Source organism: Candidatus Saccharibacteria bacterium (assembly GCA_016700375.1).
In the GTDB taxonomy this organism is placed as follows: domain Bacteria; phylum Patescibacteriota; class Saccharimonadia; order Saccharimonadales; family UBA4665; genus JAGXIT01.
Map to the genome: position 1 here is coordinate 366,337 of CP065016.1, position 20,032 is coordinate 386,368.

23 protein-coding genes are annotated in these 20,032 nt (G+C 50.7%); 17 read left to right on the plus strand and 6 right to left on the minus strand.

Translation table 11 applies throughout. From position 1 onward, the window contains the following. The first annotated feature begins 50 nt into the window (after positions 1–50). The 6 genes from IPP75_01930 to IPP75_01955 all read left to right on the plus strand — a co-directional run bounded on the left by IPP75_01930 (position 51) and on the right by IPP75_01955 (position 5,217). Positions 51–383: a hypothetical protein gene (locus IPP75_01930; GenBank protein QQS69875.1), complete on the plus strand. Its 333-nt coding sequence runs from the start codon at positions 51–53 to the stop codon at positions 381–383. Between the two features lie 299 nt (positions 384–682). After that, positions 683–2,443, plus strand: coding sequence for an alpha amylase C-terminal domain-containing protein (locus IPP75_01935; GenBank protein ID QQS69876.1), 1,761 nt, complete (start codon positions 683–685; stop codon positions 2,441–2,443). A gap of 44 nt (positions 2,444–2,487) precedes the next feature. Next, a complete protein-coding gene (locus IPP75_01940) occupies positions 2,488–3,000 on the plus strand; it encodes an RNA polymerase sigma factor (protein ID QQS69877.1) in 513 nt (170 codons plus the stop codon). Beyond that, positions 2,997–3,902, plus strand: coding sequence for a PepSY domain-containing protein (locus tag IPP75_01945; protein ID QQS69878.1), 906 nt, complete (start codon positions 2,997–2,999; stop codon positions 3,900–3,902). Before IPP75_01940 ends, IPP75_01945 begins: the two co-directional genes overlap by 4 nt. A gap of 59 nt (positions 3,903–3,961) precedes the next feature. Then, the gene (locus tag IPP75_01950) at positions 3,962–4,666 is read left to right on the plus strand and encodes a DsbA family protein (GenBank protein ID QQS69879.1); all 705 of its coding nucleotides are present in this window, start codon (positions 3,962–3,964) and stop codon (positions 4,664–4,666) included. After that, positions 4,663–5,217: a hypothetical protein gene (locus tag IPP75_01955; GenBank protein ID QQS69880.1), complete on the plus strand. Its 555-nt coding sequence runs from the start codon at positions 4,663–4,665 to the stop codon at positions 5,215–5,217. The genes IPP75_01950 and IPP75_01955 overlap by 4 nt, the downstream gene beginning before the upstream one ends. A gap of 181 nt (positions 5,218–5,398) precedes the next feature. Here IPP75_01955 and IPP75_01960 read toward each other — a convergent pair whose 3' ends face one another. Genes IPP75_01960 through thrC form a run of 3 tightly spaced genes read right to left on the minus strand, consistent with a single transcriptional unit; the run spans position 5,399 to position 8,288 of the window. Beyond that, positions 5,399–6,124: a zeta toxin family protein gene (locus tag IPP75_01960; GenBank protein QQS69881.1), complete on the minus strand. Its 726-nt coding sequence runs from the start codon at positions 6,122–6,124 to the stop codon at positions 5,399–5,401. A 12-nt stretch (positions 6,125–6,136) separates the two neighbouring features. After that, entirely contained in the window at positions 6,137–6,976 is an 840-nt protein-coding gene (locus IPP75_01965) for an ATPase (protein ID QQS69882.1), read from the minus strand. 25 nt (positions 6,977–7,001) lie between these two features. Then, a complete protein-coding gene (gene thrC / locus IPP75_01970) occupies positions 7,002–8,288 on the minus strand; it encodes a threonine synthase (protein QQS69883.1) in 1,287 nt (428 codons plus the stop codon). Positions 8,289–8,351: 63 nt separating this feature from the next. Here thrC and IPP75_01975 point away from each other — a divergent pair, with 63 nt between their 5' ends. From IPP75_01975 to IPP75_02000, 6 genes are all read left to right on the plus strand, one after another. After that, positions 8,352–8,696, plus strand: a complete 345-nt coding sequence (locus IPP75_01975) for a cupin domain-containing protein (protein QQS69884.1) — start codon at positions 8,352–8,354, stop codon at positions 8,694–8,696. Further along, on the plus strand, positions 8,693–9,340 hold the full coding sequence (locus IPP75_01980) for a Type 1 glutamine amidotransferase-like domain-containing protein (protein ID QQS69885.1): 648 nt from the start codon (positions 8,693–8,695) through the stop codon (positions 9,338–9,340). Before IPP75_01975 ends, IPP75_01980 begins: the two co-directional genes overlap by 4 nt. 57 nt (positions 9,341–9,397) lie before the next feature. Beyond that, positions 9,398–10,333, plus strand: a complete 936-nt coding sequence (locus IPP75_01985) for a Fic family protein (GenBank protein ID QQS69886.1) — start codon at positions 9,398–9,400, stop codon at positions 10,331–10,333. A gap of 323 nt (positions 10,334–10,656) precedes the next feature. Beyond that, a complete protein-coding gene (locus IPP75_01990) occupies positions 10,657–11,565 on the plus strand; it encodes a hypothetical protein (GenBank protein ID QQS69887.1) in 909 nt (302 codons plus the stop codon). After that, complete coding sequence (locus IPP75_01995) at positions 11,562–12,119, plus strand: serine hydrolase family protein (protein ID QQS69888.1); 558 nt, start codon at positions 11,562–11,564, stop codon at positions 12,117–12,119. Before IPP75_01990 ends, IPP75_01995 begins: the two co-directional genes overlap by 4 nt. After that, positions 12,116–13,003 (plus strand): hypothetical protein, encoded by an 888-nt coding sequence (locus IPP75_02000; protein QQS69889.1) that lies wholly within the window; start codon positions 12,116–12,118, stop codon positions 13,001–13,003. Before IPP75_01995 ends, IPP75_02000 begins: the two co-directional genes overlap by 4 nt. 2 nt (positions 13,004–13,005) lie before the next feature. Here IPP75_02000 and IPP75_02005 read toward each other — a convergent pair whose 3' ends face one another. After that, positions 13,006–13,212, minus strand: coding sequence for a type II toxin-antitoxin system HicA family toxin (locus tag IPP75_02005; protein ID QQS69890.1), 207 nt, complete (start codon positions 13,210–13,212; stop codon positions 13,006–13,008). Further along, entirely contained in the window at positions 13,205–13,396 is a 192-nt protein-coding gene (locus tag IPP75_02010) for a type II toxin-antitoxin system HicB family antitoxin (GenBank protein ID QQS70150.1), read from the minus strand. Before IPP75_02010 ends, IPP75_02005 begins: the two co-directional genes overlap by 8 nt. A 255-nt stretch (positions 13,397–13,651) precedes the next feature. Here IPP75_02010 and IPP75_02015 point away from each other — a divergent pair, with 255 nt between their 5' ends. The 5 genes from IPP75_02015 to IPP75_02035 all read left to right on the plus strand — a co-directional run bounded on the left by IPP75_02015 (position 13,652) and on the right by IPP75_02035 (position 19,830). Next, positions 13,652–15,052 carry a ferric reductase-like transmembrane domain-containing protein gene (locus IPP75_02015; protein ID QQS69891.1) on the plus strand — a complete coding sequence of 467 codons (1,401 nt, stop codon included), beginning with the start codon at positions 13,652–13,654 and terminating at the stop codon, positions 15,050–15,052. Between the two features lie 229 nt (positions 15,053–15,281). Then, positions 15,282–16,052 (plus strand): hypothetical protein, encoded by a 771-nt coding sequence (locus IPP75_02020; GenBank protein QQS69892.1) that lies wholly within the window; start codon positions 15,282–15,284, stop codon positions 16,050–16,052. A gap of 27 nt (positions 16,053–16,079) precedes the next feature. Then, positions 16,080–16,688 (plus strand): DUF4352 domain-containing protein, encoded by a 609-nt coding sequence (locus IPP75_02025; GenBank protein QQS69893.1) that lies wholly within the window; start codon positions 16,080–16,082, stop codon positions 16,686–16,688. After that, positions 16,688–19,156, plus strand: a complete 2,469-nt coding sequence (locus IPP75_02030; GenBank protein ID QQS69894.1) for a hypothetical protein — start codon at positions 16,688–16,690, stop codon at positions 19,154–19,156. Before IPP75_02025 ends, IPP75_02030 begins: the two co-directional genes overlap by 1 nt. Positions 19,157–19,197: 41 nt before the next feature. Beyond that, positions 19,198–19,830 (plus strand): DUF4352 domain-containing protein, encoded by a 633-nt coding sequence (locus IPP75_02035; protein ID QQS69895.1) that lies wholly within the window; start codon positions 19,198–19,200, stop codon positions 19,828–19,830. 5 nt (positions 19,831–19,835) lie between these two features. On the opposite strand, the gene IPP75_02040 is transcribed toward IPP75_02035, so the two are convergent. After that, positions 19,836–20,015: a hypothetical protein gene (locus IPP75_02040; GenBank protein QQS69896.1), complete on the minus strand. Its 180-nt coding sequence runs from the start codon at positions 20,013–20,015 to the stop codon at positions 19,836–19,838. Positions 20,016–20,032 lie beyond the last annotated feature (17 nt).

Below are 20,032 nucleotides of genomic sequence, written 5' to 3' on the forward strand. Positions count from 1 at the left end.
CAGCTGCAATGTATGTTGCTGATATCTACAATAAATGGTATAATACAGAAATGAACTTTCTTTCTAGCATCCGAAGTAAGCTAATTGGAGTCGACCCAGAAGCTGTCGCAGCCTATCAGACTGTCTTGCCGAGACAAATTGACGTTACAGTCCGCAAAGACGGGAAATATTTTATCGCAACTATTAAAACAATAGAAGATACACCCATAAAAGGCTCGTTGATGACGGAGGCGAAAGACATTCAAACTCTTGTAAATAACGTGAATGATTTAATCTACACAAAGATTAATATGCCAGCCCAGATTCGGCCATATTATGGCAACGTTTTTAAGCCCGAAGGTTATAAAAACAATGCTAAAGAAATGTTATTAGTTAAAGTTTAGCTGCCATATGGGCGAGTTCTACAAACCTTCTAGCTACCGAGCATTTAAGAAATTCTTGAGGAAAAAGGGATTTACAATCCGAGAGAGTGGAGGTCATATGATAGCTTCCTTACCTGGTTCAGAAGATGTCGAACTTGCCATCCCCCGCCACAATACACTAAGTAATGGCCTCACAGAATCTCAATGTAAAAAACTTCTTGAACTTGGATTCGATAAAACAGAAATCAAGCGCTGCATTTTGAAATAATTAAGTGTAAGGATCTTGCCTAATACTGCTCATGCTTTCATACTAGAAGTGGATGCAGCATCAACTGAAGAAAAATTTAGGGGTGACCCGGCACGGGGATGACACTGAGTTCCGCGTGTGGGCGCCGTTTGCTTCGGCCGTGAATCTGGCAGGTACCGTCACCGGCGAGAAAGAAATAGCCCTTAAAAGCGAAAACGACGGCTACTGGTCGGTGAGCATAAAAGGGGTCGAACCGGGGCAGAACTACGTGTTTCTCATAACCACAGCAGACGGCACCGTGCTCACGCGCAACGACCCGCGTGCTCGGCAACTCACCACATCTGACAGCGGCGCGTCGGTCATAATCGATCCAGACTTTGACTGGCAAGGAGATGCCTTCACCCCTGTACTTCCGCAGCAGCAGGTTATGTATGAGCTCCATGTTGGCACATTCAACCGACCAGATGCCGCCACCATAGGCACCTTTAGCGATACACTCGAGAAGCTCGATTACCTGAAAGCCCTCGGCGTCAACGTTATAGAACTTATGCCCGTTACCAGCATGGCACACAGCTACGGCTGGGGCTACGCCCCGAACCACATATATTCGGTAGAGAACGCCTACGGCGGGCGTCACGGGCTGCTCACGTTTGTGCGCGAATGCCACAAACAGGGAATTGCTGTTATTCTCGACGTTGTGTACAACCACTTCTCAGGTGAAACCGACCTCTGGCAGTTTGACGGATGGAGTGAAAATGGTCGCGGCGGCATATATTTTTATAACGACACACGCGGCGACACGCCGTGGGGAGGACGTCCAGACTATGGCCGGCCAGAGGTACGTCAGTTCATACTCGACAACGTCACCATGTGGCTAGAGGAATACCACCTAGACGGACTCCGTGTCGACTCCACCATTTACATGCGCAACACCGAAGGTCATGACAACGACCCGGCGCACGATATTTCCCATGCCTGGTACCTACTGCAAGACATCACCGAGCTTGCTCACAAACTCAATCCAAATGCTATTGTTGTGGCCGAAGATTGCGCGAATAGCGCGTACCTTACTAAGCCACGCAGCGAAAACGGCTGCGCCTTCGATGCCCAGTGGGAACTTGGCTTTCCGCATGCCTTACGCGATGGCCTCGGTCTCCGTGGCGGCCGGACACTCGCGGGCGTACGCTACGAACTAGAGCGCCGCTACAACGGCAACGCCTTCGAAAAAGTCGTCTTTAGCGACTCGCATGATACCGCCGCCAACGGTTCAGTTCGGCTCAACGAAGCCGCCAGTAGCGGTGATGCCGCCGACAAACATGCCCGCGAAAAAACCGTCCTTGCAAACACCGTCATGCTCACCGCACCAGGCATACCGATGTTCCTTCAGGGCCAAGAGTTCATGCAGGAAGGCAGTTTCAATGACTGGCAAGAACTTGAGTGGGATAAAGCCGAAACCTACAGTGGCATAGTGCTCGCGCATCAGCACCTCGTAAACCTCCGTCTAAACCAAGGCGGAACAACTGCTGGGCTGCTTGGCCAAAGCACCGCCGTATTTCACCAAGACGACAACAACGGCGTCATTGGCTATCACCGTTGGGACAAAGGCGGCCCGGGCGACGATGTCCTTGTCATTGCCAACTTTGGCGGTGATGCGCACGAAACGTATCAGCTACAGGTGCCGCTTCCCGGGAAATGGCGCGTCCGCTTCAATAGTACCTGGAAAGGCTACAGCCCGGACTTTCACGAAGTTGCACTAGGCGAAATTGCTACCGACGAAAACCGTCTCATTACCCTTAATCTCCCCGCCTACGCCGCCCTCATTCTCTCGCAGTAACCACGCACGTGTACACCTCCTCCGACATGTATAGTAGAGGGTATATGAATCTAGAAACTTTTTATGACGAATACGTTGACACGGTATACAAGTTTTTTTACATAAAGTGTTTGAATCGTCATGTCGCTGAAGACCTAACGGCCGATGCCTTCACTGCGTTTTTAAAAAAAGTCCAAAACACTGAGGTAGAGGACCACAAAAAGTATCTTTACGGCATAATGCGTCACATCTGGACCAACTTCTTACGCGAAAAATACGAGGCCCAACTGACCGATATCGAGTCAATAGAGAACTTCGAGGAATACGCCACTAGCGAAATAACCGATTTTGAAGCAAGCGAGGAGCCTGTTTCGCGGCTCATGCCCTATGTAAAACGACTACCAGAAAAACAACGTGCCGTCGTCATGCTACGCGCTTTTCAACATCTTAGCGTTAAAGATGCCGCCGACGCACTCGGCAAGGACGCCAACTACATTAAGACCACATACGCCCGCGCCATACGAAGCCTGCGCGCCATAGTCGATAACCCATACTTGGAAAGAAAGGAGACAGTATGAGCAAATTACCAAAAGACCTTCGTCGGCGGGTGGGGAACCAACAGCTCGCCATAGATAAAACATTTAAGCAAAATTTGAAGGAACAGTTATTCACTCAATCACAAGGAGGCTCCATGGCACAGAAGAAAACCAAAGTATCTGCGCGGTCACTTTTCCGCAGCGTATTCAAACAACTTTCAACCGCAACAGGCCTTGCCGCCTTGGCAGTACTGATTGTAGTTGGCGGTATGTCGGCATTTGTCGCGGCAAATAAAACTAGGCTGAACAGCGAGCAGAAGACCGCACTACCAACAAACCTAGCAGATGTCCTTCCCATAGAAGACATCCGTGCAGCTGCGCTCAAAGACGTTCCAGACGGCACGATAACCGGCGTTGAGCTCGAACAAGAAGAAGGCGCGTTATTGTACAAGGTGCGATTTAGCGATGGAAGTTTCCGCTACTACGACGCAAAAACCGGCGTTGCCGTTATGCGCTCACAGGACGAAACCGAACAAGACGAGAGCGTTCCAGCTGGCTTTATAGCGGGTATTACCGTGCAGCAAGCCCGAGACATTGCCCTTGCACAGCGCAGCGGTAGTATTACGAAGATTGAACTAGAAACAGAAAACGGCGTTGTTGTATACAGTGTGCGGTTTAGCGACGGTGGTCGTGTCGATGTAAATGCTACGAGTGGTGCAGTCCTCCGCGTGAGGAGTGGCAGTCAAGCTGGCACCAGCGCCGAGGATAGCTCCGATGATGCAAATGATGATTCGTCAGGCACATCTGGCTCTGGGTCTAGTTCCGATGACACCAACTCAGATGACGACGAAGACAGTGATAACTCTGGCAGCGGTTCAGACTCAAACTCGAGGTCAGGTTCAGATGACAGCGGTTCTTCAGGAGGGGGAAGCTCGGACGATTAATCAGCCGACTTCCGCCGCAAAATGAGCCCCGGGGGGGCTCATTTTGCTATACTATGTATATGAAGAAACACGCGGCATTAATCGTTATTGCATGCGTTCTGGTTAGTGGCGCCCTCTATGCCTCAGTGTTTCGGACTACCCAGCCCACTCGCAAAGCGTCCACCACGCCATCAAACATGGTCGGCACGCCCGCTCCCAGCGAGGCGGCTGGCTCGACAACTGAACTTCTGATTGGCAAGGCCACCGCGCCCATTACCATCATTGAATACGGGGACTACAAATGTCCGAAATGCAACGAACTACACCAAAAGGCTGGCAAAGACATCCGCCGCGACTGGGTCGACACCGGCAAGGCGAAGATAATTTACCGGCCATACCCCCTGTTTGGTGAAGATTCCGGCCTTGCGCTCTACGCCTCGTACTGCGCCGCAGAGCAGGGCAAGTTTAGTGCCTACCACGATAAAATGTTCAACTACATGTGGATAAACTTCCTAAGTCGTGGTGACACCGATGCCACCGTGCGCACACTGTTCAGCCCTGAAAAACTGGGCCAATTGGCTGGCGAGGCCGGCTTGGACGCGGAGCAATTTACCACCTGCGCAGGTGGACGCACCCATGCTACCGCCTACAACACCGCCGTCGACAAAGCCGCGGGCGACTCGGTGCAGGGCACGCCCACGCTCATCATAGGCGGGCAAAAAGTGGTGGGTCCGCAGCCGTACAATGTCTACAAAGCACTGCTTGAGATTCAACAACGGTCATGAAACTCCCACTTTGGCTAAAGTTGAAGCTTGCAGCGAGGAATACCTTTAAAATAATCGGCACAAAGCCACTGTACGGGCTACTCGCGCTGCTGTGTGCATTTCTCATGCTCACCATCATCATCTGGTCACTAAACTACCAGCTCGTTGGGTATATACTCACCAACCCAGATATGTCACCAGCGCAAAAACTGCGCTTTTTTAGCTATGGCTACGAGACACTTTTCACTTCATTTGATAGTTTTCTCTCTGTCAGTGTCATCTCGTTAGCTTTTTTGTTCGGCATAAACATAGCCGTCCTAGTGTACGCACTCAGGCGCAAAACTGCTTCGGCGCGAGCTACCGGCACCAGCGGCATTGCCGCCACGCTCGGCATACTTAGCAGCGGGTGTGCGGCTTGCGGAACTTCACTGCTTGGTCCGCTCCTTGCCACGTTTGGCGCCACCTCACTGAGTGCCGTCCACAACATCGGCGCAGCCTTTAGCCTCATAGGCAGCGCCCTTCTTCTGTACTCCATATACAAAATCACCCTGCAAACCCCAACAAAAACCTAATTTGCGTGTCACGAACTTGCACTATTTCTGGCGAGAAACGGTGCGACGTTGCAGCTTATTCGCAGCAAATAGAGTACTTTCTAACACAGTCTTTTTTTCAGATGGAGTCGCGCGCGAAGAGAAGTCGGAATACGTCTTGTACTTGTCGACAATTTTTTTTGCTCGGTAATTTACGATGGCTTCACGCATGGAGGAGTTCCTTTAATTCATCTTCAGTATACCGTTTACCAAGCAGCTTTTCAATGTTATACACATCAACCGCTATTGATTCGACCGTTTTCATGTAGTTATTTTTTGCAAAATATACTGTGACATTCTTGCCGAAAAGCTCGATTGCTTTTTGAACATTTTCGATTGACTGACGATATGACCGCACAAACACATCAACCGGTACAGCTCTACCGTGTTCAGCCTGTCTTTTCTGCACAAAATCCCAGGCAACTAATGGGTCTTGGTGCAAGTAATAGATCTCGACCGTACGTCCATGGTCGAGTGACCGTTCAACATTTTCCCTCCAATTACCATATGCGAACGTGCCGTCAAGGACGACATTTTGGCCACCTTTGCGATTTGCATGGTCAAAAAGTACATTAACTCCTTTGTTCGCGGCCTCTTGAAATAGCTCAGCATTTAATCCATCATAGCCAAGCGGCCGCATACGTTCACGAATTTCATCAGCGTCTATCCTGACAAAACTACCACCAAATGTCTCAATAAGGGTTATGGAAAATTCGGTCTTTCCGGCACCTGGAGTGCCCGCCATAAAGATAGTAATGGGATTGTCTGAAGGCGGATAAATTTCTGGATTACAAAATTCAGCGATTAACTTTTTGCGATTTTCACGAACCCACTGTTTCGCTCTAAGCGAAAGCTGGGTATTACTGCTATGATTGCTATTACTATCCATAGAAGCAGTATATCAATTCTGCTCAGAGAGCACCCGCAACAGGTCGGATTCGCTGCGGATGGCGGCGGCTTCTTCCATGGTGAGGGTGAGGGCGTGGCGGGCCGCAATGGCTTCGTAGCGCTGCACGCGGTGAGCGAGCAGGCGTGGGTAGAGGTACGCGCCGACTTTCCGTGGGTCGATTTCTGTTACATCGCGTGCCTGCAATTTTTCAAGCAAGCCGGGTAGCTCGGCCGCCACAAAATCTGGCCGATAGTAAATAGGCTTCGGGTCGGCAATGTTGCGTTCTATAAGCACTTTTTCGTGCGCTTTCGTAGCGCGAATGTAAATAAGAGTAACCGTTTCGTCTAGCATGCGTAACACCGCATCGTCTTTGGCAGCCGGCTCAACAACTTCACATAAGCTACCAGAAAGGTCAGCCAGAAAATTCGGATAGCCGTAAAGGTCTTCGGCGCGGGCAATAAACTTAGGCATATCGAGCATGGCAGCCACTTCAGCAGTAGCGTGCGTAGCCATGCGCTGCGTGAAATCCGGCAGCGTGGAGCCGTGTTTCTTTGGATTGCCCAGCATGCCCATATACAGCGAAGTTGCGAGCAGGTTGTCAAAATGGACGCGGTGTTCAACCGTAATGGCATCGCGCTGCAGCATGTCGCGCAGCAGCGGGTGAGACATGGCGAGTTTTTTGAGGTAGTCATTCAGCTCGTCTCCCAAGTAATGCGTCCATATGCGGTAGTCCACACTGTAGTGAAACCACCGCGACGAGGGTAGGCAGCGCGCCAGCGTCGTCTTGCCAACACCACTCAAACCCATAACGGCGATGCGGATGGGTTGGCGGGGGTTTATGGGGTGGTCCATAGTTATGAGAGATAAGAGATATGAGTTAAGAGTTAAGAATTTCTTTCTTCAGTTCGTCCAGGGAATTGGCAATCTCCGTACAACGCTCTGGGACCTGTCGGAGTTTGGCAAGTTCAGCAGAATTATCGACTGCTATGCCAGTGGCGTGGGTGATTTCCTCGGCAAATTTTTCGGGTGCAGCAGTAGAAACAATGACATCATGCGTAGTCTTACCCGGGTTTTGCTCACTTGCATACCATGCCACCGCCGTGTGCGGGTCGAGCAGGTAGCCTGTTTCCTCGTACACTTTCTGTATGGTAGCAACTGTTTGCTCATCTGAAACCTGAGCCGTTTGAATGTCTGCACGAAAAGCGCCCACATCACCACCAAATATTCGTTGCAAGCGAGGCAGGTTGTTTGGCGCACCTATGTCCATAGCGTTTGACATGGTGGCAACGGCCGCAAATGGGGTAAAGCTGCCGGTGCGAGCGTATTGGTCTATGGCGTTATTTGCGTTATTTGCAGCAAAGAACGAGGCAATTGGCACGCCCATTTGCTGCGCGAGCACGCCGCCCGTTATGTTGCCGAGGTTGCCGCTCGGTACCACAAACCGCAAATCTGTTCTCCCACCAAGCTGTGTGAAGGCCCGTGCATAGTAGAGAGTTTGCGGCAGCAAGCGCCCAACGGTAATGGAATTTGCCGAGGTTAAGCCAACCTGACTGACCAGCGCCGTATCGGCCAAAGCTTGCTTCACCAGCGCTTGGCACGCATCGAAATCGCCGTCAACTTCAAGCGTGTGAACATTGCCAGCGACACGCCGCAGCTGCTCCTGCTGCAACTGACTGACGCGACCTTTCGGGTAGAGCACAACAACATTTGTGCCAGCTACATCGCCAAAACCATGGGCAATCGCGCCACCCGTATCACCGCTAGTGGCGACGAGTACGGTTGAGGTCTTGCCAGTCTTAGCATTGAAATAGCCCATGAGCGCGGCCAAGTACCGCGCCGCAACATCTTTGAACGCCATGGTTGGGCCATGAAAAATCTCGAGCACGTGTTTGTCTGCCACCGGCACAGTTGGCGTTTCAAATGTGGCTGCACGCTCCACTATGGCTGCAATGTCTTCTGGCGGTATTTCATCACCCAGCCACGCCGAGAGCACAAGCCGGTCAATTGCCTTCGTATCAAGCCCCGGCAGCGACGCTATTTGTTCTGCGGTCAGTTTCGGAATTTCCACCGGGAAGTACAAACTGCCATCGGCCGGAATGCCGCGCGACAGCGCTTCTTGAAAGGAAACAACATCTTCCGGGTTTCCCAAACTCACAAACTTCATAACCCTAATACTACTCTATCCTCCCGTGGCTGCAAATGGTGTTATTTATGGCATACTAAAAGCATGAAGATTGTAAAAAGAGCGAAAGCCACAATTGCAAAAGAAGAAGCACATGGGGGGAGTGGGCAGCGAAAGGTGTATGCCTCGCCCGAACACCTGCAAAGTACGGCGTTTGAAATGATGACGCATGGGTTTATGCCCGCTGGCGGGATGTATGACTGGCACGACCACCCGGGCGTTGAAGAAATAATGGTGGCCGTGAAAGGCACTGGGTTTGTTCACGACGAGGACGGCGAATACCCTTACGAACCAGGCGATGTTTTTGTATTTCCAGCGGGTGTCCGCCACAAAATATCCAACCCCACCACCCACGAAAACGAGTTTATATTCGTCAGGGTCAAGACATGAAACTACTGCTTACATCCGGCGGACTACGAAACAATGCTATCAGGCAAGCGCTGTTAGACTTGGCCAATGCCCCTGCCTCCAAGCTGAAAATTGCATTCATCCCCACTGCCATGAATGTTGAGTCGGGCGACAAGAGCTGGGTTGTCGACGAGATGAATAGGCTTCGCGATATGGGGATTGCTCAGCTCGACATCGTCGACATCACGGCATCGCCAAAGCGCGTATGGCTACCTCGGCTTGAGGAAAGCAATGTGATATTTGTAAACGGTGGCAACACAACGTACCTCATGGAGCGTGTAACCGATTCCGGTCTTGCGGCAGAAATGCCGCGTCTCTTGCAGGAAAGGCTATATGTAGGCGTAAGCGCTGGAAGCTATATAGCCACGCCAGACACCAGACTTAACTCTGATGAGACCAATTCAGTCTTGCGGGGTTTAGGACTTGTGCACTTTGGTATCCAGGCGCATTATCTAAACCCCGAGTTTGCAATCGCAGAAACCGAAGCTCTTGTTCGAGAAAGAGCCAAGGGTTGTCCTTATCCCGTATATGCGCTTGACGACGAAACGGCTATAAAAGTTGACGGTGCGGTAATTGAAGTTGTTGGAACAGGTCAGCATTTCGTACTTCAAGCCTCGGAGCTATAGCTTTACATAACTTTATAAAGTTTGACAAAGTTTATAAAGTTTTATAAACTATAGCGTATGAAAACGACACAAATACTGAAAGCCCTCCTTCAGCAGAGTGGATTGACCCAAGTTGAGCTTGCGGAAAGACTCGGCGTCTCGCACCCGACGTTCAGCGCATGGCTACACGGTAAAAGCACTCCCAGAAAGGATGCGGCCGAGCGCGTACAGGCAGCGGCTTTTGAGTTGCTTGGGATTGGGACGGTCAGCGCATCGCTTGTAGATGAGACGGTGCGGGCAGCAAGCCATGCCAAACTACATCTGGAAGACATACTACAGGAACAACGTACCCTTGATACACTGTGCGTTCTCATGACGTACAACACAAACTCCATAGAGGGCAGCACGATGACCCTCGCCGATAACAAGAAGGTACTTTTAAGCCAAAAAACCCTCAGGAATCGTAGCGCCCGCGAGCAGCTAGAAGCACGAAACCATCAGGCAGCCCTACTTTGGCTGCTGCAGCAAGTTGCAGACGGCGGTATGACTGCGTGCTATGGAGAACACGTTGCTCGTGAGCTACACGTTCGGCTCATGAACGGGTTACTCAGCGATGCAGGGCAGTACCGTGGGCATGGTGTACGCATCATGGGTTCTCACACGCCTGTGGCAAATTACCAAAAGGTTCCCGAAAAAATGGCAGCTCTTTTCCGGCACGAACCGCCAACCGATTTTGAAAGTTTGGCTAAGTTTCATGCACAGTTTGAAAAAATCCACCCGTTTAGCGACGGCAATGGTCGAGTTGGACGGCTGCTTTTAGCAGGACTATTGCTCTCTGCGGGCATAACACCCGTCATTATCCGCCGTGAGTCACGCAGCGCCTACTACCGCTACCTTGAAATTGCCCAGTTAGAAGAAAACTACCAGCCACTGACCTATCTACTCGCCAGAGAAACCTTGGAAGCATACAAATCCCTTGCAAAAACAAAGGTACCGGAAAGCCCGGCAATATAAAAAGACCTTCCGCGTTGTAGCCTAGAAACTACCGGCCGAAGGTCTTGGTGAAATACTTGCATGCACACCCCCTTCTTGCCAATACCAGCTGGGTGCTTAAGGCTATATTTGATGGTTTTCTGGACCCTCATTCACGCTTTTTTGTCAATATAACGTGAACAGGTAGGGTTTTTCCATGATATTAACGTTTTTTCGATGAGTTTACTAGCAAATAAAAAGGCCTTCCGCACTGGGTAGGCGAGAAACTACCGGCCGAAAGTCTTGCTTATGTAGTACCGCGCGTAAGCTATTTTGCCAATCCGGGGTAGTGTATGCTAGATGCTATGACCTGGCAAGCAATCATCGAAAGAGTAAAAGAACTTGGTTTGCCTGAGGGTCAGTATATTGTGTTTGGATCTGCGCCCATGGCACTGGCCGGGCTGCGCGAAACCAATGATATTGACCTGTTGGTAACTGTTGAGGTGCGCGAGCAGCTGGCGAATTCTGGGTGGGCCGAGGTGCGGAAAGGTGAAAATGACCACCCCGTAACACATGATGTTTTCGAGGCGCATGATGCCTGGAACTTTGACGCATATCAGCCAACGCTGGACGAACTACTGTCTCGCGCAGTCGTGCAAAACGGCGTGCCGTTTGCTTCGCTAGAAGACGTACGCCGTTGGAAAGAAGCCGCCGACCGACCGAAGGATGTGGCAGACCGTAAACTCATCCGAGACTACCAAGCACGTCTTTCGAGCACCTCAACCCTGCAATCCCAAGTGGAAACCGCCCTTGATGAGTATGGCATCCGACACGAAGTACTGGCCTGCGACCCGAGCATGGCTGATACGGCTGCATTTTGCGAACACTATGGGTTCACACTGGAGCAGGCAGCAAATACCCTTTTGGTCGCATCACGCAAAACCGAACCAACTAAGTATGCTTTGTGTGTTGTGCTCGGCACGACCAGGCTGGACGTAAATAAAAAAGTGTGCGAACTGCTGGGCGTCAAGCGTGCATCTTTTGCCGATGCCGAAACCACACGGGAGCTTACCGGTATGGAAATAGGCGGTGTCGTGGCCATAGGCACAAACCCAAAGATTCCAGTTTATATAGACAGCCTTGTTCTCGAGCAAGAAAAGGTAGTCATGGGCGGCGGCAACCGCACCAGCAAAATTGTACTTGACCCGAAAGAACTTCAGAAACTGCCACAAGCAAATGTAATCAATAATCTTGCGAAAGATGTAAATATATGAAAAACGCGTTTATTTTTCATGGTACGAGCGGCTTCCCAGAGGAAAATTGGTTTCCGTGGCTCAAGAACAAACTTGAAAAACGCGGTATTGTGGTAACTGTGCCAAAGTTTCCAACGCCCGAAGGACAGTCGTTGCAGGCATGGCTAGAAATCATGAAGCCGTACGAACAGGAGGTGAACGCCGAAACAATCCTTATTGGCCACAGCTTGGGCGGATTATTCCTACTGCGCTACTTGGAGCAGCTCAAACGCGCTGTGGGTAGCTCCATATTCGTAGCGGCTTCTGCCGGCGTAAAGCCAATCAAATTTTACGAGCTAGACGCGGCTTTTAGTGGCGGATTCGTATTTAACTGGGGCGCAATTCACCGCGTAGCTGGTAAGACGGCTGTTTTTCATAGCGACAACGACCCATATATATCGCTCGGCAACGGCGAATTAATCGCAGAAAAACTTGGCACCGACTTCCACATGCTGCAAAACGCCGGGCATTTCAACACCGCATCAGGCCATACTAAGTTCCCACAATTGCTCAATATAATAGAGTCAAAGCTATGAACCATAAAATAGTAGTTTTTGATAATCGGCTGCAGCCAAAAGCGCAAAAACAAATCCAGTCTTTTACGGCAGAGCCTATAATTTTCCCAGTCGAACGCAATATTTCCGAAAAAGAACTTATCCTGCGTACGGGCGATGCGGATATCGTCCTCGTCAGCCCGTGGGATAAAATTACTGCGAGCTATCTAAACGCGTGTTCTTTTATCAAATATATCGGTCTTTGTGGCACATCCACGGCAAATATAGATCTGGAGGAACTCAAAAGGCGAAATATTGCGTTTACAAATGTAGAGAGTCACGGCAAAGAATCTGTTGCGGAGTTTGTATTTATGCAGCTCGTACGGCTTGCTCGTGGAGTTGGTGACTACCAGTGGAAAGCCGAGCAGCATCACCTTATGGGGCACACAATAGGTATCATTGGGCTTGGTCACGTCGGAGAAGCAATCGCCCATATGGCACTCGCTTACAAAATGAACGTTTTATATAGCAGTCCGCATCATAAACCAGAATGGGAAGAACGTGGCGTGGGCTATCGTGAAGTAAATGGGCTTTTGCAAAGCAGTGATTTTGTGGTTTTATGTGCTCCAACGAATATCCAGGTACTTGGTACTGCTGAATTTGAAATGATGAGACCCGGCAGCGTACTAGTACAGACGAGTTCAGGAACGTCGTTTGATAAGGAGGCGTTTTCCCGGTGGATTTCGAAAGAAGGCAATTTTGCCATATTTGACAAGTCTGCTGGTGAAGAAAATTACCAGCAACTCAAGAACATCCCTCGCGTAATTTTCTCAGATAAAATTGGTGGTGATACCTATGAAACAGATGAACGCCGCGGAACAGTTGTAGTCGATAATCTCAGAAAGTATATCGCGTCGGCGCAGTAGCCCTATTTTTTGAAATCTCGGGCATAGAGGCCAGATTGGCGAACGATAGAGCGGAAGGTTCCCAGTGGAATTTCTTTGCGTGGCGTCGGGATAATGACAGTGCGCTCACCACTGCGATATTTTGCGTGACTTCCACGCTGTGAAACAAACTCGAACCCGTGTTTTTCGAGCGTACGAATAATCTCTTTAGAAGATGGCAGTTTAGGCATGGCGCAGACGAAGCGTATGTATTGAAGGAGTTTTCACATCTGTTACGACAGAATTGGGCGCGTCCTCAAAATAGAGTTCGAGCGCTTCGTGCAAGTTTGCCAAGGCTTCTTCGGGGTTTACACCAAAGCTCGACACATCAACATTCAGACACTGCGCCACATAGTAGGCACCTTCCTGATACATCACCGACTGGTAGGTAACTTGCTTTTTCACATGTATAAGTATATCACAAGGTTTCACGCTTGCGTCTGTATCGTATAAAGCGCTCCGGCAAGGAATAGCTCAAGACACCGTACACTAAGCTATCTTAAAATAAATCGTACGGCCGTACGATTTATTTTAAGGAACAGGGGGGCAAATTTATGGCACTGGAAAAATGAGGATTATTCGGTACAATAAAACATAAGTTAGATACATAGAGCACGACGAGAGTAGTCCATGCAGCCAAACGGAAATAGAAAAGTCGTTATGAGTTTTCGACCAGAGCACCTGGTTGGTTGGGGCGTGACTATTATACTCTGCCTGGTGCCCGTTGCGCTCTGGATGCGAATTCATCCGCTTAGCACCATTCATGGCTTCATACCGACCATGCTCAATCTTGGTCGCATAGCCGGACTGGTCGGCACGGTTATGTACGCGCTGAACCTAGTGTATGCCACCCGCTTACGATTTCTGGAGTACTGGTTTGGCGGGTTGAACCGCGTATACATTGCCCACCACCTACTGGGGGGGCTAGCGCTCATTATGCTTTCGTTTCACCCACTTTTTTTAGCACTGCGCTACGTCACGACAAACATCAAACAGGCAGCACTGTTGCTCGTGCCGAATGGGCTATTTCCGCTGAGCGCACTGTTCGACACCAAGCATGAATACCACGCCGTAGTGCTCCAGCAATGGGCAACCATGTTCGGGAGTATTGCGTTTTGGGGCATGGTTGGACTCTTGCTAGTAACGTTTTTTATAAAACTACCATATCGCCTCTGGTTGTTTACGCATAAGTTCCTGGGCGTCGCTTTTTTCATAGCCGGACTTCATATATTTTTCATCAGCAGTGACACATCAAATGATGCAGCGATGAAATGGTACATTCTTACCATTGTTGCCATTGGGTTGGCCGCTTTTGTCTATAAAACACTGGTCGGCAATATTGTTATTCGCAAATACAAATACAAGGTAAGCTCAGTGCAAGTTGTAGCCGGCAATGTCGTTCAGGTACTCATGACACCGCTCGCTGCTACTATGCACTATAAGCCGGGCCAGTTTGTCTTCGTAAAGTTTAGCGGCGGCGGACCGCATGTAACAGGCGAGTGGCATCCCTTTTCTATTAGCTCTAGCCCGAAAGACCCTGGCTTAGAACTAAGTATCAAGGGGCTGGGCGACTACACAAACACACTGGTAAACCTCCAGGTCGGTGCTACCGCCACCGTCGAGGGAGCCTACGGGCGCTTTAGCTATGTGAACTACAAAGTGAAAGACCAGGTTTGGATTGCCGGAGGCATAGGGATAACACCGTTTCTGTCTATGCTGAAGGATTTGCCACCCGAGGGACATCGGGTAGATTTGTACTACGCGGTCAAAACCGCCAGCGAAATGATTGACCGAGACAAACTTGCCCAGCATTCGCATGCACGGGAGAACGTGCGTGTTATACCCTACATAGGCGACCAGCAACCAGGGCACCTTGACGTAGACTTTATAGAAAAAAACAGCGGCGAACTGAAGGGCAAAGATTTTTACATATGCGGCCCGCCACCCATGATGCAAGGACTGAAAAAGCAGCTCCGTGCTCACGGTGTTCCCGCCACCAGTATCCACAGCGAAGAATTCGGCATGTCATAAGAAAGAATGGAGAATAATGAATGATGAATCATGAAAAATCCACAACAGCCACGCTCATGTCACGGGCTTCGCACTTCGAGTTCATGCGCATTTTCTCGGCGAAGCACGGAAGGAGCCGTACTAGGGTACGGCGAGTGAGTACTGTAGCGGAAAAATGTGCAGGAGCCGAAGAAGCCAGCAGAGTTGGCGGCTCTGCCGACAAGCCGGCCGGCTGGTGCGGAGCACGTGTATGTGGCTAAAGAAACTCGTGGGCCTGAGCATGCTTATCACCCTCGTCGGCATGAACGCCATAGTTCTCGCCGGATTTTTTGGGCCCGATAAAAATAAAGGCAATTTTGCGCTTTCACAAACGTCCGCTACACCACCGACAGTCACGCTCACGGCAGAGCCTGCCGAATCTTCCGTTGGCTCCTTTAGCGCCCTTAAGTGGGACGTCACAGGCGATGTCACAGCCTGTACCGCCAGCGGCGATTGGAGTGGTACAAAAACGCCCTTTGGCAGCGAAAGCACCGGCAGACTCACCGCCGAAGGTACCAAAACGTATACACTTATTTGCACTAACAAAGCTGGCCAAAGCCAACCCGCTACTGCAACAATTACGGTGAAGCCAGCGGCCACGGTTGCGACCACACCTACCCAAACTAGCACCACTACACCAACAACCGGTTCGACACCTAAGACAGTCGTCTACTGCGACGGTGCAAGTCCGTGCTACGGCCCACGCGAAGTTGCGTCGCATAGCGGTGCCGGGAATTGTTGGGGCTACAACGCCGGGCGCATCTTGAACATCACCGGCTTTGATGCCGCATACCATAAAGGTAAAAGTGGCATCAGCAGTATCGAGGTTGGAGGCGTGTGCGGTAAAGACCTCACTGGCTCCCTGGGCGGGAACGTTAGCGCTGACGGACAAACCAGAAACCACAACTCAGCCACAAAATCGAACGCCGACCGCAACATGATTCCGTATTTTGTGGGGTATTACGATGCAAATAAACCGTAAGAAATTGAGAGATAAGAAGTAAGAGATATGAGTCAAGAGAAAACACAGAGGGCCAAGGGTAAAAAGCAAGGTCAGTCCATAAATGAGGTAAAACTTTCAGATGTAAAACGCCGTCCCAGGTGGAATTTTGAAAAAAAGCTGTTCGCGGGCAGTCTAATACTCTTCACGATATCGCTCGCTATGCTCCTGGCCGCCGTGTCCATTGCGGGCGAGCGAACACGCGTGCCATTTGTGGGCATGGAAATAGGCAAGCCAGTTACGAGCGGAGTTAGTAGTATGACAGTAACCAATGTCCAGCATACAAGTGGCAAAAAACCATTTGTCGCTCCACTAGAATTCGAATATCTTTTGCTCACACTCACCATAAAAAACAACAGCGAAAAACCATTCGACGTTCTACCGACAACAGATACGTATGTAAAGACAAGTAGCGGTGAGGTGAGTTACGTTACACCGTTTGCGCTGACGCGCCCATTTCGAAGTGGGCAAGTACTGCCAGGGGAGTCAACGACGGGCGAATTAAGCTACCTTGTTCCAAAAAACACCGCGTACAAGTTCTACGTTGAATCGGGCTGGTCGGGCGGCGCCGTGTCATTCATGGTACAATCAGATAAACACAAGCAGGATTCACCCTAATGGCATTTGACCCAGTTGTCGTCGAATTTAACGCACCGAAAACGCCTATAGGAAGGTGGCGCGACAAACTACCCCACGTCGGGCCACGCGGTACGAAGATAATGATAGTCATCACGTCTTTTGTGATGATTGCGAGCATGGTAAGTTTTGCGGTTTTTACCGTCCAGAGCAATAACGAAGCCTTCAGCAAAAAGCATGGACTTGATATAAATGCCCCTCAAACAAGTGGTACCGAAAAGAACTCCTCGGCGCTACCTGGTGGCGGTATTGCAGTAGGCATAGGCGGCACCACGGGCAAAAATGCCCCAGAAATTACGCTCACGGCCGACCCCGCATCGGTAGTACAAGGTCAGACAAGTACCCTCAAATGGAGCGTCACGAACAATCCAAAATCGTGTGTTGCCAGCGACGATTGGAGCGGGGCAAAAAACCTCAGTGGCGGCACCGAAACAACTGCCGCACTCACCCAAGTCCAAAACTACTTGTTCACACTTACCTGCAAAACAGATACCGGGACGGGTTTCAAAACTGTTGCAGTTAGTGTGACCGCCCCAAACACCACAAAGCCAGGTAGCACATCTACGACCTCTTCAGGCGTACCGGCCGTGAGCATAGCCGCAAAACCGAACCTGATTTTTGCTGGCGATAGTTCAACAATCAGTTGGGAGGCAACAAACGGTGCATCTTCATGTACCGCTAGTGGCGATTGGAGCGGCACAAAATCCGCGAGCGGCAGCATTAGTACCGGCGCACTGACCACGGCGAAGACATATACGTATACACTAGTATGTAGCAATGCGGGCGGCAGCAGTCAGGCAATTAGTGCAAAACTCACTGTTCAGTCAGTGCCACCAGGAAGCCCCGTAGTATTCCTCAGTAGCAACCCAACCGGCCCTGTACAACCAGGGGCAAACATTACGCTCAGCTGGACAACCGAAAACTCACCCACGAGCTGTACGGCTAGTGGCGATTGGAGCGGCACGAAAGCAGTTAGCGGCGGTAGCCAAATCATCACAAACTTGTCGACCATAAAGGAATACGTCTTTGCCATCACATGCACCAACCAAACAGGCACCATAGAAGATTCCGCAACAGTACAGGTTATTCCAAGTCCGCCGAACGTGTCACTCACACTCAGTCCGAGCAGTATATTGAATGGTCAATCATCAACCATCAGTTGGTCGGCTACAAACAGCCCCACGACCTGTACCGCCAGCGGCAGTTGGAGCGGTGCGAAAGCCAGCAGCGGGTCACAAAGTACTGGGGCAATGAGCGTAGGGAGCTACGTATACAACCTAAGCTGCACCAATGCAGGCGGCACTGGCTACGCCAATAATGTACCCTTAACCGTTTCGAACCCTCCAGCACCAGTCGTCAGCCTCAGTGCAAACCCAATCTCTGTTAGTGTCGGTAGCAGTTCGAACCTAACATGGTCAGCCACAAACAGCCCCACGAGCTGTACCGCCAGCGGCAGTTGGAGCGGTGCAAAAGCCAGCAGCGGTACCCAGAGCACTGGCGCACTCGGAACCGCGCAAACATATACCTACACGCTCGCTTGCTCAAATGCGGGCGGAACGGGAAGCGCCAGCACTAGTGTCACGGCGACGAGTGGTGGCGCATCAAGCCCGCCGGTGGTTTCGGTAGCCCTAAGCCCAACAAGTGTCGGAACAGGCGCTCCCGCAACCTTGACATGGTCTGCCACAAATAGCCCCACCAGTTGTACGGCAAGTGGAGCATGGACTGGTGCAAAAAGTGCGAGTGGATCACAAAACGTTTCTCAGACGACAGCTGGTACGCACACATACAGTCTGAGTTGTTCAAACGCAGCCGGGTCTGGTTCGGGTTCGGCGACACTGACCGTCATAGCTACGCCAACCGTTTCTGTAGCAGTTTCGCCAAGCACGATTACCGCAGGCAGCAGCACAACCGTCACCTGGACGACAGGCAATAGCCCAAGCTCCTGCACCGCAGGCGGCACCGGATGGTCAGGAAGCAAAGCCGTGGGAGGCGGCTCACAAAGTGTAACGCTCGGCACAGCCGGCACCTATACGTTTACCCTGACATGTACCAATGCAGGTGGCTCAACCACAAGCAATACCGCAAGCGTAACTGTCAATGCGGCCGTGTACTGCGGTGGACTCACCCCATGCTACAGCACGGCCGATCTCAACACCCATACCACACTCGCGAACTGCTGGGCGTACAATACCTCGACCGCCAGCGCGTCAAATAAATCGGTGTACAATATCACTACCTTCAATAGTGGCTGGCACCAATCGCGCCAAAATCTGTTGCCCAGCACCACCACCGCCGGCGTATTGTGCGGAGCAAAAGATATTGCGCCGTTCCTGGCAGGGACAAGCCTGACCGGCGTCGGCAGCCGCAACCACGCCACAAACACCAAACAGAACACCAATACAACCCTCACCGCCTATAGGGTAGGGTACTACGATGCGACAAAACCATAAATAAGAGGTATGAGTCATGAGACAAGAAAGGAAACCCTGAGATGAGAAAAAAGCAAGAGACACCCATCGAAAAGCTAGAAGGCGCTATCGAAGATGAGGCAAAAGAACTCAAAAGAGAGTATAGACGTTTTGAACGATTTCGCGATGAAAACAGCTTGTTATTTGGCATTTTTGTTGCGGCCGTTGTGGCTATACTAGTTGTCAACACACTGTTTTGGGTACAGTTTACCAACCGGCGTTACGAAAAAGAAAACCGGGTCACCACAACCGTTGCGAACCTTACCAGCAGTACTTCATTGCAAACTGCCCATAACTTTGCCATATCTGCCCGGGTTAGCAATGTTGGCACAAAAACAGAGCAGGACAGGGCATTCCCACTCGAGCCGGGTAAAACACTCCTCATTATGGACGTTACCGTCACAAACCGAACCGCTAGCGACCAACAGCTGATACCAGTCAGTCAGTTTTATGTACGCAGCGGCGATGGTCAGTACGCCACGTTGTACCCAAGCACAAAGATTACGAAAGCTCTGTTGCCACAAGACCTTCGGCCCGGGCAATCGGCCAGTGGTCAGCTCAGCTTTGCTATCCCAGAGCGCACCGCTACACCGCTACTCTACGTCGACACCATGTGGAACCGCGCCACCCCCCTTGTTATAGACGTCCTACACTAGAAAAACTAGCTGGCGAGTTGCTGGCGGAAGCGACGCAGGCGCTTGGCTTGGATTTTTTCGGCTTGCAGCAGCCATGTGTCAGTGTAAGCGTCGCTATCGAGTTCGGTAGAGATATCTGCAACTTGTACAGGCTTATTGAGAATCTGCAGTCTCTTGAGTGATTTGATGTATGGTAATCGTTTCATAGGGCGAGAGTTCCTTT

Coding starts and splice junctions, on each gene's coding strand:
- IPP75_01930 (QQS69875.1), top strand. CDS start 51: ATGAACTTTCTTTCTAGCATCCGAAGTAAGCTAATTGGAGTCGACCCA.
- IPP75_01935 (QQS69876.1), top strand. CDS start 683: ATGCAGCATCAACTGAAGAAAAATTTAGGGGTGACCCGGCACGGGGAT.
- IPP75_01940 (QQS69877.1), top strand. CDS start 2,488: ATGAATCTAGAAACTTTTTATGACGAATACGTTGACACGGTATACAAG.
- IPP75_01945 (QQS69878.1), top strand. CDS start 2,997: ATGAGCAAATTACCAAAAGACCTTCGTCGGCGGGTGGGGAACCAACAG.
- IPP75_01950 (QQS69879.1), top strand. CDS start 3,962: ATGAAGAAACACGCGGCATTAATCGTTATTGCATGCGTTCTGGTTAGT.
- IPP75_01955 (QQS69880.1), top strand. CDS start 4,663: ATGAAACTCCCACTTTGGCTAAAGTTGAAGCTTGCAGCGAGGAATACC.
- IPP75_01960 (QQS69881.1), bottom strand. CDS start 6,124: ATGGATAGTAATAGCAATCATAGCAGTAATACCCAGCTTTCGCTTAGA.
- IPP75_01965 (QQS69882.1), bottom strand. CDS start 6,976: ATGGACCACCCCATAAACCCCCGCCAACCCATCCGCATCGCCGTTATG.
- thrC (QQS69883.1), bottom strand. CDS start 8,288: ATGAAGTTTGTGAGTTTGGGAAACCCGGAAGATGTTGTTTCCTTTCAA.
- IPP75_01975 (QQS69884.1), top strand. CDS start 8,352: ATGAAGATTGTAAAAAGAGCGAAAGCCACAATTGCAAAAGAAGAAGCA.
- IPP75_01980 (QQS69885.1), top strand. CDS start 8,693: ATGAAACTACTGCTTACATCCGGCGGACTACGAAACAATGCTATCAGG.
- IPP75_01985 (QQS69886.1), top strand. CDS start 9,398: ATGAAAACGACACAAATACTGAAAGCCCTCCTTCAGCAGAGTGGATTG.
- IPP75_01990 (QQS69887.1), top strand. CDS start 10,657: ATGACCTGGCAAGCAATCATCGAAAGAGTAAAAGAACTTGGTTTGCCT.
- IPP75_01995 (QQS69888.1), top strand. CDS start 11,562: ATGAAAAACGCGTTTATTTTTCATGGTACGAGCGGCTTCCCAGAGGAA.
- IPP75_02000 (QQS69889.1), top strand. CDS start 12,116: ATGAACCATAAAATAGTAGTTTTTGATAATCGGCTGCAGCCAAAAGCG.
- IPP75_02005 (QQS69890.1), bottom strand. CDS start 13,212: ATGCCTAAACTGCCATCTTCTAAAGAGATTATTCGTACGCTCGAAAAA.
- IPP75_02010 (QQS70150.1), bottom strand. CDS start 13,396: ATGTATCAGGAAGGTGCCTACTATGTGGCGCAGTGTCTGAATGTTGAT.
- IPP75_02015 (QQS69891.1), top strand. CDS start 13,652: ATGCAGCCAAACGGAAATAGAAAAGTCGTTATGAGTTTTCGACCAGAG.
- IPP75_02020 (QQS69892.1), top strand. CDS start 15,282: ATGTGGCTAAAGAAACTCGTGGGCCTGAGCATGCTTATCACCCTCGTC.
- IPP75_02025 (QQS69893.1), top strand. CDS start 16,080: ATGAGTCAAGAGAAAACACAGAGGGCCAAGGGTAAAAAGCAAGGTCAG.
- IPP75_02030 (QQS69894.1), top strand. CDS start 16,688: ATGGCATTTGACCCAGTTGTCGTCGAATTTAACGCACCGAAAACGCCT.
- IPP75_02035 (QQS69895.1), top strand. CDS start 19,198: ATGAGAAAAAAGCAAGAGACACCCATCGAAAAGCTAGAAGGCGCTATC.
- IPP75_02040 (QQS69896.1), bottom strand. CDS start 20,015: ATGAAACGATTACCATACATCAAATCACTCAAGAGACTGCAGATTCTC.